The sequence below is a fragment of the Streptomyces sp. CRN 30 genome (assembly GCF_034105845.1).
On the sequence record NZ_JAVRHI010000103.1, the window covers coordinates 14,284 to 28,001 of the forward strand.

12 protein-coding genes and 1 pseudogene are annotated in these 13,718 nt (G+C 69.9%); 12 read left to right on the top strand and 1 reads right to left on the bottom strand.

Going from position 1 to position 13,718, the window contains the following annotated elements:
• Positions 1–52 precede the first annotated feature (52 nt).
• The 8 genes from UW392_RS09845 to UW392_RS09880 all read left to right on the top strand — a co-directional run bounded on the left by UW392_RS09845 (position 53) and on the right by UW392_RS09880 (position 9,030).
• The gene (locus UW392_RS09845; protein WP_320774528.1) at positions 53–1,030 is read left to right on the top strand and encodes an ABC transporter permease; all 978 of its coding nucleotides are present in this window, start codon (positions 53–55) and stop codon (positions 1,028–1,030) included.
• Between the two features lie 10 nt (positions 1,031–1,040).
• Complete coding sequence (locus UW392_RS09850; RefSeq protein WP_320774529.1) at positions 1,041–2,102, top strand: ABC transporter ATP-binding protein; 1,062 nt, start codon at positions 1,041–1,043, stop codon at positions 2,100–2,102.
• A 27-nt stretch (positions 2,103–2,129) separates the two neighbouring features.
• Positions 2,130–3,254 carry an oligopeptide/dipeptide ABC transporter ATP-binding protein gene (locus UW392_RS09855; protein ID WP_320774530.1) on the top strand — a complete coding sequence of 375 codons (1,125 nt, stop codon included), beginning with the start codon at positions 2,130–2,132 and terminating at the stop codon, positions 3,252–3,254.
• 182 nt (positions 3,255–3,436) lie between these two features.
• The gene (locus UW392_RS09860) at positions 3,437–5,062 is read left to right on the top strand and encodes an ABC transporter substrate-binding protein (RefSeq protein WP_320774531.1); all 1,626 of its coding nucleotides are present in this window, start codon (positions 3,437–3,439) and stop codon (positions 5,060–5,062) included.
• A gap of 6 nt (positions 5,063–5,068) precedes the next feature.
• On the top strand, positions 5,069–5,992 hold the full coding sequence (locus UW392_RS09865; RefSeq protein ID WP_320774532.1) for an ABC transporter permease: 924 nt from the start codon (positions 5,069–5,071) through the stop codon (positions 5,990–5,992).
• A complete protein-coding gene (locus tag UW392_RS09870; protein ID WP_320774533.1) occupies positions 5,985–7,013 on the top strand; it encodes an ABC transporter permease in 1,029 nt (342 codons plus the stop codon). Before UW392_RS09865 ends, UW392_RS09870 begins: the two co-directional genes overlap by 8 nt.
• 9 nt (positions 7,014–7,022) lie before the next feature.
• Positions 7,023–8,006, top strand: a complete 984-nt coding sequence (locus UW392_RS09875) for an ABC transporter ATP-binding protein (protein ID WP_320774534.1) — start codon at positions 7,023–7,025, stop codon at positions 8,004–8,006.
• On the top strand, positions 7,990–9,030 hold the full coding sequence (locus tag UW392_RS09880) for a dipeptide ABC transporter ATP-binding protein (protein ID WP_320774535.1): 1,041 nt from the start codon (positions 7,990–7,992) through the stop codon (positions 9,028–9,030). The genes UW392_RS09875 and UW392_RS09880 overlap by 17 nt, the downstream gene beginning before the upstream one ends.
• A 145-nt stretch (positions 9,031–9,175) precedes the next feature.
• Here UW392_RS09880 and UW392_RS09885 read toward each other — a convergent pair whose 3' ends face one another.
• Complete coding sequence (locus UW392_RS09885; protein ID WP_320774536.1) at positions 9,176–11,296, bottom strand: S9 family peptidase; 2,121 nt, start codon at positions 11,294–11,296, stop codon at positions 9,176–9,178.
• Between the two features lie 196 nt (positions 11,297–11,492).
• On the opposite strand from UW392_RS09885, the gene UW392_RS09890 reads away from it, so the two are divergent.
• The 4 genes and pseudogenes from UW392_RS09890 to UW392_RS09905 all read left to right on the top strand — a co-directional run.
• The gene (locus UW392_RS09890) at positions 11,493–11,687 is read left to right on the top strand and encodes a hypothetical protein (RefSeq protein WP_189415312.1); all 195 of its coding nucleotides are present in this window, start codon (positions 11,493–11,495) and stop codon (positions 11,685–11,687) included.
• Positions 11,688–11,751: 64 nt separating this feature from the next.
• A complete protein-coding gene (gene mshB, locus UW392_RS09895; protein WP_320774537.1) occupies positions 11,752–12,657 on the top strand; it encodes an N-acetyl-1-D-myo-inositol-2-amino-2-deoxy-alpha-D-glucopyranoside deacetylase in 906 nt (301 codons plus the stop codon).
• A complete protein-coding gene (locus UW392_RS09900) occupies positions 12,654–13,073 on the top strand; it encodes a DUF6113 family protein (RefSeq protein ID WP_320774538.1) in 420 nt (139 codons plus the stop codon). The genes mshB and UW392_RS09900 overlap by 4 nt, the downstream gene beginning before the upstream one ends.
• Positions 13,074–13,231: 158 nt before the next feature.
• Positions 13,232–13,718, top strand: a pseudogene (locus tag UW392_RS09905) (hypothetical protein); the annotation flags it as partial.

Consider the following 13,718-nt stretch of genomic DNA (forward strand, 5'->3'; position numbering starts at 1 on the left):
TTCTCCCCCCTCCTGCCCCGAACCGCCGCCGTCCTGAGAGCAGCTTCCTGCCATGCTTCAATTCCTCTTCCGCCGGACGCTCGGCGCGGCGCTGATTCTGGTCTTGATCAGTGCGTTCACGTTCTTCATGTTCTTCGCGATCCCGCAGGACCCGGCGACGCTGGCCTGTGGCAAGAACTGCACGCCGGATGCGCTGGCGATCATCCACACCAACCTGGGCCTCGACAAGCCGGTCACCGTCCAGTACTGGAACTTCCTCATCGGCATCTTCGCGGGCCGCGACTTCGCGGTCGGCCACTGTGCCGCCCCCTGCTTCGGTGTCTCCTTCGCCAACAACCAGAACGTCTGGGACACCATCGTCGACCGCTTCCCGCTGACCCTCTCGCTGACCGCGGGCAGCCTGCTGGTCTTCCTCGTCGTCGGTCTCGGCGCCGGCCTGCTGGCCGCGAAGTACCGCGGCACCTGGCTGGACAAGACGTTCAGCTCCGGCTCGCTGGTCATCAGCTCGATGCAGATCTACTTCCTCGGCCCGCTGGTGATGCTCGCCCTGGTCTACAGCACCGGATGGCTGGACAAGCCGAAGTACGTGCCCTTCTCGGAGGACCCCGGCGGCTGGTTCATGGGCCTGTTGATCCCCTGGGTCGTCATGGCGACCATCTTCACCGCCAACTACACGCGTATGAGCCGCTCGTCGATGATCGAGCAGCTCCAGGAAGAACACGTCAAAGCCGCGCGCGCCAAGGGCATGGCCGGCAACTACGTCTTCTTCCGCTACGCCTGGCGCGGTTCCCTCATTCCCATCATCACCATCCTCGGTATCGACCTTTCCTCGCTGCTGTCGGGCGGCATGGTGACGGAGCTGACGTTCGGCCTCGCCGGTCTCGGCCGGCTCGCGCTGGAGTCCGTCACCAACAAGGACCTGCCGATGCTCATGGGGGTGATGCTGGTCAGTGCCGCGCTGATCGTCGTCTTCAACCTGATCGTGGACGCCCTGTACGCCGTCATCGACCCGCGCGTGCGCCTGTCCTAGGAGAACCACCGTGACCACTCAGACCAAGCCAGAAGACGCCCCGGTGGCGACCGCGGGCGACGCCTTCCTCTCGGTGCGCGACCTCAAGGTCCACTTCTCCACCGAGGGCGGCATCGTCAAGGCGGTGGACGGTCTCTCGTTCGACCTGGAGCGCGGCAGGACTCTCGGCATCGTGGGCGAGTCCGGCTCCGGGAAGTCGGTGACCAACCTGGCCGTCCTCGGCCTGCACGACCGTAAGAAGACCGCCATCGACGGGTCGATCAAGCTGGACGGTCAGGAGCTGACCGACGCCGGCGAGAAGCAGATGGAAAAGCTGCGCGGCAAGAAGATGGCGATGATCTTCCAGGACGCGCTGACCGCGCTGTCGCCGTACTACACGGTGGGCCGGCAGATCGGCGAGCCCTTCATGAAGCACAACGGTGCTTCCAAGCGGGACGCCCGGGTTCGCGCCATCGACCTGCTGGAGAAGGTGGGCATCCCGCACCCTCAGCAGCGGGTCGACGACTACCCGCACCAGTTCTCCGGCGGTATGCGCCAGCGCGCGATGATCGCCATGGCGCTCGCCTGCGACCCGGACCTGCTCATCGCGGACGAGCCGACCACCGCTCTGGACGTGACCGTGCAGGCGCAGATCCTCGACCTGCTCAAGGACCTCCAGCAGGAGTTCGGCTCCGCGATCATCATGATCACGCACGACCTGGGTGTGGTCGGCAACATGGCCGACGACATCATGGTCATGTACGCGGGTCGCGCGGTCGAGCGTGGCACGGTGCGCGAGGTGCTCAAGTCGCCTCAGCACCCGTACGCCTGGGGTCTGCTGGGGTCGATGCCGAGGCTCTCCTCCGACGTCGACGAGCCGCTGATGCCGATCCCAGGATCGCCGCCCTCGCTGCTCAACCCGCCCACCGGCTGCCCGTTCCACCCGCGGTGCGGCTTCACCGATCTGGTGTCCGGGGAGCGCTGCTCGGGCGAGCGGCCGACGCTCTCCCTGGGGCGCGGAGCGGCCTGCCACCTGACTGCGGAACAGCGGCAGCAGGTGTTCATCGAGAAGATTCAGCCCCGGCTGGGCTGAGCGGAAACCGGCGACTGGGGCATCACCATGAGCGACACATCCAAAACGAGCACGGCGGTCGCCGACGCGACCCCGCAGCAGCGGGACGGCGGCGAAGCACCGCTCCTCAAGGTCAGCGGACTGAGGAAGCACTTCCCCATCAAGGGCGGCTTCCCGATCCGGCGCACCGTCGGCGCGGTCAAGGCCGTCGACGGCCTTGACTTCGAGGTCTTCCCCGGAGAGAGCCTCGGCCTCGTCGGCGAGTCCGGCTGCGGCAAGTCGACCACCGGCCGGCTGGTGACCCGGCTCTACGAGCCCACCGAGGGCACGATCGAGTACAAGGGCCAGGACATCAGCCACGCCGGCCGGAAGCAGCTGGCGCCGGTCAGGTCCGAAATCCAGATGATCTTCCAGGACCCGTACACCGCGCTCAACCCGCGGCAGACCGTGGGCACGATCATCTCCGGCCCGATGGAGATCAACGGCATCAACCCGCCCGGCGGCCGTGAGAAGCGCGTGCGGGAGCTGCTGGAGATCGTCGGCCTGAACCCGGAGCACTACAACCGTTTCCCGCACGAGTTCTCCGGCGGTCAGCGTCAGCGCATCGGGGTGGCCCGCGCCGTCGCCCTGCAGCCCAAGCTGATCGTCGCGGACGAGCCGGTCTCGGCCCTTGACGTGTCGATCCAGGCCCAGGTGGTCAACCTGCTGCAGGAAGTGCAGCGGGAGATGGGCATCGCGTTCGTCTTCATCGCCCACGACCTGGCGATCGTGCGGCACTTCTCGCAGCGCGTCGCTGTCATGTACCTCGGCAAGATAGTGGAGATCGCGGACCGCGACTCGCTCTACAACCGGCCTCGCCACCCGTATACGCACGCGTTGCTCTCGGCCGTGCCGGACACGGACATCGACGCGGACAACAAGGAGCGCATCCGCCTGGAAGGCGACGTGCCCTCGCCGATCGCCCCGCCGTCCGGCTGCAGGTTCCGCACCCGCTGCTGGAAGGCCCAGGACAAGTGCGCGACCGAGGAGCCACCGCTGGTCCGGATCGAGGGTGCCGAGCCGGGTCATCTGACGGCCTGCCACTTCCCCGAGGCGCCGACCACCGAGGCCAGGTCCGAGGACATCGTGATGGACCCGGGTCTGAAGGCCCTGGAGGGCCACGTGGAGGGCTGATCCCGCCGCAGCTGTGCCACGCCTGATCCGAGGGGCGGGAGGTGATCCTCCCGCCCCTCGGGCGTGCCCGCGCGGCCTCCCGCTCACCCGTACGGACCGGACGGGTGTGCGGTACAGCGTTGTGCTGCCGAAGCTGGCCGGAACGGATCGGCGGACGAGGTCACGGCACGAGGAGGCACTCCATGCGCGGAGCGACGCACGCCCGATGGATCGCGTGCGCGGCGGCGGCAGCCCTCGCGGCGACGGGCTGCGGAGGGGGCGGCAGCGGTGGCGGCGCCGACGCGGTGCTCAGCTCGTCCTGGGGTGACCCGCAGAACCCGTTGGAGCCCGCCAACACCAACGAGGTGCAGGGCGGCAAGGTCCTCGACATGATCTTCCGCGGGCTGAAGCGGTACGACCCGGACTCCGGCGAGGCCGAGAACATGCTCGCCGACAAGATCGAGACGACCGACTCGCAGAACTTCACCGTCACCGTCAAGGACGGCTGGACGTTCAGCAACGGCGAGAAGGTCACCGCGAAGTCCTTCGTCGACGCCTGGAACCACGGGGCGTCGCTGAAGAACAACCAGCGCAACGCCTACTTCTTCAGCTACATCGAGGGCTACGACAAGGCCCACCCCGAGGACGGCGGCAAGCAGAGCGCCGACACCCTCTCGGGCCTGAAGGTCACCGGCGACCGCACCTTCACGGTCAAGCTGAACCAGAAGTTCTCGACCTTCCCCGACACCCTCGGCTACCCCGCCTACGCCCCGCTGCCCCGGGCCTTCTTCGACGACCACGACGCCTGGCTGAAGAAGCCGGTCGGCAACGGCCCGTACCAGGTCGAGAACTACACCCGAGGCTCTCAGATGTCCCTGCGCAAGTGGGACGACTACCCCGGCGACGACAAGGCAGCCAACGGCGGCGTCGACCTCAAGGTCTACACCGACAACAACACCGCCTACACCGACCTGATGGCCGGCAACCTCGACCTGGTCGACGACGTGCCCGCCGCCCAGCTCAAGAACGTCAAGAGCGACCTCGGCGACCGGTACATCAACACCCCGGCCGGCATCATCCAGACCCTCGCCTTCCCCTTCTACGACGACGACTGGAACAGAAGCGGTTCGGAGAAGGTCCGCAAGGGCCTCTCCATGGCGATCGACCGCGACCAGATCACCGAGACGATCTTCCAGAAGACCCGCACCCCGGCCACCGACTGGACCTCGCCGGTGCTCGGCGAGGACGGCGGCTACAAGAAGGGCCTGTGCGGCGAGGCGTGCGAGTACAAGCCCGACGAGGCCAAGAAGCTGATCCAGGAGGGCGGCGGCCTCCCCGGCGGCCAGGTCAAGATCACGTACAACTCGGACACCGGCTCCCACAAGCAGTGGGTCGACGCCGTCTGCAACTCCATCAACAACGCCCTCGGCAACGACCGCGCCTGCGTCGGCAACCCCGTCGGCACCTTCGCCGACTTCCGCAACCAGATCACCGACAAGAAGATGAGCGGCCCCTTCCGGGCGGGCTGGCAGATGGACTACCCGCTCATCCAGAACTTCCTCCAGCCGCTGTACTACACCGACGCCTCCTCCAACGACGGCCACTGGTCGAACGACGAGTTCGACGGGCTCGTCGACAAGGCCAACGGCGAGACCGACACCGCGACGGCGATCAAGGACTTCCAGCAGGCCGAGGAGGTGCTGCGGGACAACATGGCAGCCATCCCGCTCTGGTACCAGAACGGCAGCGCCGGCTACTCCGACCGGCTCTCCGGCGTGAAGCTCAACCCCTTCAGCGTCCCGGTGTACAACGAGATCAAGGTGAGCTGATCCGCCGTGGGCCGCTATGTGATCCGACGGCTGCTCCAGATGATCCCGGTCTTCGTCGGGGCCACCCTGCTGATCTTCCTGATGGTCAACGTGATGGGCGACCCCATCGCGGGCCTCTGCGGCGACCGGGAGTGCGACCCGGCCACCGCCGCCCAGCTCAGACGGGAGTTCGGCCTCGACAAGCCGGTGTGGCAGCAATACCTGACCTACATGGGCAACGTCTTCACCGGCGACTTCGGCACCGCCTTCAACGGCCAGCCGGTCACCGAGCTGATGGGGACGGCCTTCCCGGTCACCATCCGGCTGACGATCATCGCCGTGATCTTCGAGGTCGTCATCGGCATCACCCTGGGCGTCCTCACCGGCCTGCGCCGCGGCCGCCCCGTCGACACGGCGGTGCTGCTGCTCACCCTCGTCGTTATCTCCGTCCCCACCTTCGTCACCGGCCTGCTGCTCCAGCTGCTGCTCGGCGTGAAGTGGGGATGGATCGCGCCGTCGGTCTCCTCCGAGGCCCGCGTGGACGAGCTGATCCTGCCCGGCCTGGTCCTCGCCTCGGTCTCGCTGGCGTACGTCACCCGGCTGACCCGTACCTCCATCGCGGAGAACCGGCGCTCCGACTACGTCCGCACCGCCGTCGCCAAGGGCCTGCCGCGCCGCCGGGTCATCACCCGGCACCTGCTGCGCAACTCGCTCATCCCGGTGGTCACCTTCATCGGTACGGATGTGGGCGCCCTGATGGGAGGGGCGATCGTGACGGAGCGCATCTTCAACATCCACGGCGTCGGCTACCAGCTCTACCAGGGCATCCTTCGCCAGAACACCCAGACCGTCGTCGGCTTCGTCACCGTCCTTGTGCTCGTCTTCCTGGTCGCCAACCTCCTCGTCGACCTGTTGTACGCCGTACTCGACCCGAGGATCCGCTATGCCTGAGCCCTCGTCGCCGTCGCCGGAGCCCTACAAGCCGGACGGGTCGGCCATCGCCGGCACCGGCATGGGCGGGCAGATGGACCTGGGGACGAGCGAGGCCGCGAGCGTCGGCCGGCCCCCCGGCGGCCCGGACGGAACGGGGCCCCAGGATCCGGATCCGTCAGCCGCCTCCGGTGGCCGGGCGCGCAGCCTCTGGTCCGACGCCTGGCACGACCTGCGCCGCAACCCCGTCTTCATCATCTCCGGGCTGGTCATCCTCTTCCTGGTCGTCATCTCCGTCTGGCCGTCGCTGATCGCGTCGGGCAACCCGCTGCACTGCGAACTCGCCGACGCCCAGGAGGGCTCCCGCTCCGGTCACCCCTTCGGCTTCAACGGCCAGGGCTGCGACGTCTACACCCGCACCGTCTACGGCGCCCGTACGTCCGTCCTGGTCGGCGTCCTGTCCACGCTCGGCGTCGCCGTCCTCGGCAGCGTCCTCGGCGGGCTCGCCGGGTTCTTCGGCGGGGTGTGGGACGCGATCCTCTCCCGGATCACCGACATCTTCTTCGCGATCCCCGTCGTCCTCGGCGGCCTCGTCCTGCTCTCCGTCATCACCAGCAACACCGTCTGGCCGGTGATCGGCTTCATCGTCCTGCTGGGCTGGCCGCAGATCTCCCGCATCGCCCGCGGCTCGGTCATCACCGCCAAGCAGAACGACTACGTGCAGGCCGCCCGCGCCCTCGGCGCCGACAGCTCCCGGCTGCTGCTGCGGCACATCGCGCCCAACGCGATCGCGCCCGTCATCGTCGTGGCGACCATCGCGCTCGGCACCTACATCTCGCTGGAGGCGACCCTGTCCTTCCTCGGCGTCGGCCTGAAGCCGCCCAGCGTCTCCTGGGGCATCGACATCTCCGCCGCCGCCCCCTACGTCCGCAACGCCCCGCACGCGCTGCTCTGGCCCTCCGGAGCGCTCGCGATCACCGTCCTGGCGTTCATCATGCTCGGCGACGCGGTGCGCGACGCCCTCGACCCGAAGCTGAGGTGAGCCGCCGCCATGCTGCTCGAAGTGCGTGACCTGCACGTGGAGTTCCGCACCCGGGACGGGATCGCGAAGGCCGTCAACGGCGTCAGCTACGGCGTGGACGCCGGCCGCACCCTCGCCGTGCTCGGCGAGTCCGGCTCCGGCAAGTCCGTCACCGCCCAGACCATCATGGGCATCCTCGACGTCCCGCCCGGCCGGATCACCGGCGGCGAGATCCTCTTCGAGGGCCGCGACCTGCTGAAACTGAAGGAAGAACAGCGCCGCAAGGTGCGCGGCGCCGAGATGGCGATGATCTTCCAGGACGCGCTGTCCTCCCTGAACCCGGTGCTGACCGTGGGGGACCAGCTGGGGGAGATGTTCACCGTCCACCGGGGCATGTCCCGTAAGGACGCCCGCGCCAAGGCCGTCGAGCTGATGGACCGGGTCCGCATCCCGGGGGCTAGGGAACGGGTCAAGCAGTACCCGCACCAGTTCTCCGGCGGCATGCGCCAGCGCATCATGATCGCGATGGCGCTGGCCCTGGAACCCAAGCTGATCATCGCCGACGAGCCGACCACCGCCCTCGACGTCACCGTCCAGGCCCAGGTGATGGAGCTGCTCGCCGAGCTCCAGCGCGAGTACAACATGGGCCTCATCCTCATCACCCACGACCTCGGCGTGGTCGCCGACGTCGCCGACGAGATCGCCGTGATGTACGCGGGCCGGATCGTGGAGAGCGCACCCGTCCACGAGATCTACAAGAACCCCGCCCACCCCTACACGCAGGGGCTGCTGGAATCCATCCCCCGCCTCGACCAGAAGGGCCGGGAGCTGTACGCCATCAAGGGCCTGCCGCCCAGCCTCACCCGCATCCCGCCCGGCTGCGCCTTCCACCCCCGCTGCCCGATGGCGCGGGACGTCTGCCGCACCGACGAACCACCGCTGTACGAGGTGAGCGCCACCCGAGGCAGCGCCTGCCACTTCTGGAGGGAGTGCCTCGATGGCGTCGACGGCTGAGCCGATCCTTCAGGTCCGCGGGCTCGTCAAGCACTACCCGCTGACCACCGGCATCCTCTTCAAGAAGCAGGTCGGCGCGGTCAAGGCCGTCGACGGCGTCGACTTCGCCCTCGGGGCCGGCGAAACCCTCGGCATCGTCGGCGAGTCCGGCTGCGGCAAGTCCACCGTCGCCAAGATGCTCGTCAACCTGGAACGCCCGACCGCCGGGCAGATCCTCTACAAGGGCGAGGACATCACCCGCCTGTCCGGCCGCGCCCTGCGCGCGGTGCGCCGCAACATCCAGATGGTCTTCCAGGACCCCTACACCTCGCTCAACCCCCGCATGACGGTCGGCGACATCGTCGGCGAGGCCTACGACATCCACCCCGAGGTCGCGCCCAAGGGCGACCGGCGCCGCCGGGTCCAGGAACTCCTCGACGTGGTCGGCCTCAACCCGGAGTACATCAACCGCTATCCGCACCAGTTCTCCGGCGGCCAGCGCCAGCGCATCGGCATCGCCCGCGGCCTCGCCCTGCGCCCCGAGATCATCGTCGCCGACGAACCCGTCTCGGCCCTCGACGTCTCGGTGCAGGCCCAGGTCATCAACCTGCTGGCCCGCCTCCAGGGCGAGTTCGACCTCTCCTACGTCTTCATCGCCCACGACCTGTCGATCGTCCGGCACATCTCCGACCGGGTCGGCGTGATGTACCTCGGCCGCATCGTGGAGACGGGCCGCGACGCGGAGATCTACGACCACCCCACCCACCCGTACACCCAGGCGCTGCTCTCCGCCGTGCCGGTCCCCGACCCCGACGCCCGGGACCAGCGCGAGCGGATCATCCTCGCCGGGGACGTGCCCTCCCCGACGAACATCCCCTCCGGCTGCCGCTTCCGCACCCGCTGCTGGAAGGCGAAGGAGCGCTGCGCCCTGGAGGTGCCCCAGCTGGCGGTCCCGGCCGCGTTCCGGGGCACCGGCGGCCCCGCGGCCCACGACTCGGCGTGCCACTTCGCGGAGGAGATCCAGGTCGTCCCGCCGGAGACATAGTCGTACGAAAGGGGAGGAACCCCGTTAACACGCAGGCAACTTCACGGAATCGGTATCGATATACGGACGCGCCAAGCTGTTCAGCGTACGGCCGTGCGGGTGCCGTAAGCGGGCCGGGAGCGCCATGTCTCCCGGCCCGCTGCCGTTACGCCGATCCCAGCGAACGGCGCAGGAACTCCACCTGGAGCAGCAGCAGGTTCTCCGCGACCGACTCCTGGGGCGTCATGTGCGTGACGCCGGACAGGGGGAGGACCTCGTGCGGGCGGCCGGCCGCGAGGAGGGCCGAGGAGAGCCGGAGTGAGTGGGCCACGACCACGTTGTCGTCGGCCAGCCCGTGGATGATCATCATCGGGCGGTGCGGCTCGGCCGCGTCGACCAGCCCCGCGTCGTCGATCACCGAGTTGCGCCGGTAGACCTCGGGCTGCTCGTTCGGGTCGCCGAGGTAGCGCTCCTGGTAGTGCGTGTCGTACAGGCGCAGGTCGGTGACCGGGGCGCCCACCACCGCCGCGTGGAAGACGTCCGGGCGGCGCAGCGCCGCGAGGGCCGCCAGGTAGCCGCCGAAGGACCAGCCGCGGATCGCGACCCGGCCGAGGTCGAGCGGGAAGTCCGCGGCGAGGGCGTGGAGCGTGTCCACCTGGTCCTGGAGGACGGTCGCGGCCACCTCGTCCTGGATGGACTTCTCCCAGGCCGGGGAGTGTCCCGGGGTGCCCCGGCCGTCGGCGACGACCACCGCGAACCCCTGGTCGGCGAACCACTGCGAGGTGAGGTGGGCGTTGTGGGCGGCCACCACCCGCTGGCCGTGCGGACCGCCGTACGGGTCGAGGAGAACCGGAAGGGGGGCGTCACCGGGGTAGTCCGTTGGCATAAGCACGGCGCACGGGACGAGGCGTGCGCCCCCTCGGGTGAGCGTCACGCGCGGGGACAGACCGGGATCTACGGCATGAGACGTGACGGTCGCCACCGCCTTGCCGTCCCGCAGGACCTGCGCCCGGCTGCCCGGCCGGTTCAGCACGGCGGAGACGAGGACGGTCACGCCCCCGGCACGCACGGCCGAGTGCACGCCGGGTTCCTGGGAGACACGCTCCAGGCCCAGCTCGTTCACGCGGTAGACGTGGATCTCACCCGTCTCCGGATCGGCCGCCTCCGCCCCGGCCGACGCCGAGACCAGCACGTCCTGCCCGGAGACGTCCAGCACCGCCCGTACGTGCAACTGTGGCCCGGTCAGCGGGCGGTCGCCCACCGCGAGCACCCGGGCGCCCCCCTCGTCGGCGATCCGCACCAGCTGCCCGGACGGACTCCAGCAGGGCACCCCGGGGAAAAGTTCCAGCCAAACTGGATCTTCGTCGGCGTGCACCATCCGGGTCCGGCCGGTCTCCGTGTCGACCGCCAGGTACACCTGACTGCGCTGGTCGCGCGCCTGTGCGAGCAGCAGCGGGGCACCTGCCCCTGACCAGTGCACACGCGCCAGATAGGGATAGCGCCGGCGGTCCCACTCGACCTCCGTGCGGCTCCCGTCGAGGCCGATCAGGAAGAGCCCGACCGCCGCGTTGGGGGTGCCCGCCGCCGGGTACGGAACGTGTTGTGGATCACGGTCCGGGCGGGCCGGGTCGGAGATCCACCAGCGCTGTACCGGCGTGTCGTCCACGCGCGCGACCAGCAGCCGGTCCCCGTCCGGACCCCACCAGAAACCCCTGGTCCGGCCCATCTCCTCGGCCGCGACGAACTCCGCGAGACCGTACGTGATCCCCTCTGCCTCGGGTTCCGCCAGCGCCCGGTCGTCACCGCCCTCGGCACCCGTGACCCGCAGCGCACCCCGCGCGACATAGGCGACGTGCCGGCCGTCGGGGGAAGGGCGCGGATCGATCACCGGCCCGGCGACGGGGAGTTCACGGGCCGTACCGGCCCGCAGCTCGGCCGTGAAAAGCCGCCCTGACAAGGCGAAAGAGGCCAGCTCGACCCCCGCGTCGGTGGCGTAGCCGACGATCCCCGCCCCGCCCTCGCGGCTGCGCTCGCGGCGCGCCCGCTCCTCGGGCGGCAGGTCCTCCTCGGCACCGCCGAGCAGCGCCCCGGGGTCGGCCGCGAGCCGCTCCGAGCCGTCCGCCGGGTCCAGGACCCACAGAGCGTTGGCCCGGTCCGTACCGGAGGCGGAACGCAGGAACGCGATCCGGGCACCGTCGGGTGCCACGGTGAACGAACGCGGCGCGCCGAGCGTGAACCGCTGGGTGCGGGCGTGCCGTCTGGGGAAGGAGTCAGCCTCGGTCGTCATGCCCTGACCATATTGGCCATGCGCCCCCTTGTGCGGCCGTGCGCCGATCGATGCGCGCGTACGGATAGTTATGATCACTAGCGCATAGTGGGTATCAACCTGCTGCCCACTGTGTGGATTTATCTGCCCCCATGGTTCCGACGTCCCGACCGCGTTCGACCCCCCATGTCCCTGGGTTCTTTGGAGGTGAGCCGCCGTGGCACTCTCGATTTCGGCGGTGGTGCTGCTGGCGATCATCGTCTTCCTGTTGATCAGGAAGTCAGGACTGAAGGCGGGGCATGCAGTCGTCTGCATGCTCTTGGGTTTCTACCTCGCCTCCTCGACGATCGCTCCCACGATCAGCGAATTGACGTCGAACATCGCCGGCATGATCGGCAGCATCAGCTTCTGACGTCCAGGCCGCCCCGCCCTGGGCGCGTGAGGGGGAAGCGCACCTCCCCTCGTAGGGTGGGGCCATGACCGAACAGCCCGCACGGCGTCTGCTGCTGGTGCACGCGCACCCGGACGACGAGTCGATCAACAACGGCGCCACCATGGCCAGGTACGCGGCCGAGGGCGCCCACGTGACGCTGGTGACCTGCACCCTGGGCGAACGGGGTGAGGTCATCCCGCCCGAGCTGTCCCATCTGAACGGCGCCGCCCTCGGGCAGCACCGCCTGGGCGAGCTGACGGCCGCCACGCACGCCCTCGGCGTCGAGGACGTACGGCTGCTCGGCGGCCCCGGGCGGTTCGCCGACTCCGGAATGACGGGCCTGCCCGACAACGACGACCCCGGCTGCTTCTGGCAGGCCGACCTCGACGAGGCCGCCGCCCTGCTCGTCGACGTCATCCGGGAGGTACGCCCGCAAGTCCTCGTCACCTACGACGAGAACGGCGGCTACGGCCACCCCGACCACATCCAGGCCCACCGCGTCGCCATGCGCGCCGCGGAACTGGCCGCCGAGGCGGGCTGCGGCGTCGCCAAGGTCTACTGGAACCGCGTACCGCGCCCGGCGGCCGAGGCCGCCTTCGCGCGTCTGCGCGACGAGCTGCCCGGACTCCGCTTCGACAAGGCCGCCGACGTCGACGACGTCCCCGGCGTGGTCGACGAGGAGCGGATCACCACCGAGATCGTCGCCGACTCCACCCCGTACGCCGCCGCCAAGGCCGCCGCGATGCGGGCCCACGCCACCCAGGTCGACGTCGCCGAACCGTACTTCGCCCTCTCCAACGAGCTGGCGCAGCCGCTGTTCACCACCGAGTACTACGAGCTGGTGAGCGGCCCCGCACCGGAAACCAGGGAGACCGACCTGTTCGCGGGGATCACCGGCCTGTCCGCCGGCGGCACCGACCTGTCCGCCGGGACGGGGGAGACGCCGTGAACGACCGCACCGGACAGACCTCCGCCCTCGCCCAGCCGCTGCGGCTGCCCTCCGCCGGGCGGGTCCTGCTCCACCTCGGCCTCTTCGTGCTCGGCGCGCTGACCGGCGTCGCCGGGGCGCTGCTCCAGCCCGCCTGGTTCCCGGGCGGACTGCTGCTCGCCCTCGCCGCCGAGGCCGGGCTCTGCGTGGGCGCGGGCCGCGCCTTCCGCAGCCGGGGCGCGGCCGTCGCCCCCGCCGTCGGCTGGGCGCTCGCCGTGGTCCTGCTCACCACCAGCCGCCCCGAGGGCGACTTCCTCTTCGCCGCGGGCAGCGGCTCGTACCTCTTCCTGCTCGGAGGCATCGCCGTCGCTGTGATGTGCGCCACGCTCGCGCCCGTTCGGCAACCGGACGGCGACGCCGTCCGACTTGGGAAGTGACGTACCACTTCGCCGCCGCACAGGGGCGCGGGTCCGGTGTGGGTTTCACCGGCGGGCATGGGATACGCGTACGGAGCGGCCAGTATGGTGGTGCGCGCCGCCGGACCGCCCCGCTTTGAAGGTGTGACGGGCGGTGGAGCCAACCGGGAGAACCTGCCTTGAGTCGTGAAACTGACACTCCGTCCTCCGGACCCCAGGGGCGCGGCGGTGCCGCCTACCCGTCGGGGACGCCGCCCTACGGGACGCCGACGGGTCCCGACAACGGTGCGGACACCGGACGTCCGTCCGCCCGGCCGGACGAGCGCAAGACCGAGACGACGCTGACCACCCGGATCCGGATCAACATCCCCGGGTCGCGGCCCATCCCGCCCGTGGTGGTGCGCAAGCCCGTGGGCGACGGCGAGGACGCGACGGGCGAGGCGGAGGCCGAGACTCCGACGCCGGGCGCGCAGACGGCCGCACAGACGCCGGCCCGCGCCCCCGAGGCCCCCGCCGAACCGGCCGCCCCCGCGAAGGGCGCCGACGAGAAGCCGACCAGCGACTGGTTCGCGCCCCGCAAGTCCGGTCCGGGCAAGGGCGGTCAGAGCACCGGCACGGGCAACGGGTCCGGCGCGGCCGGGGGTTCGGCCACCGGGACCCCGGCCG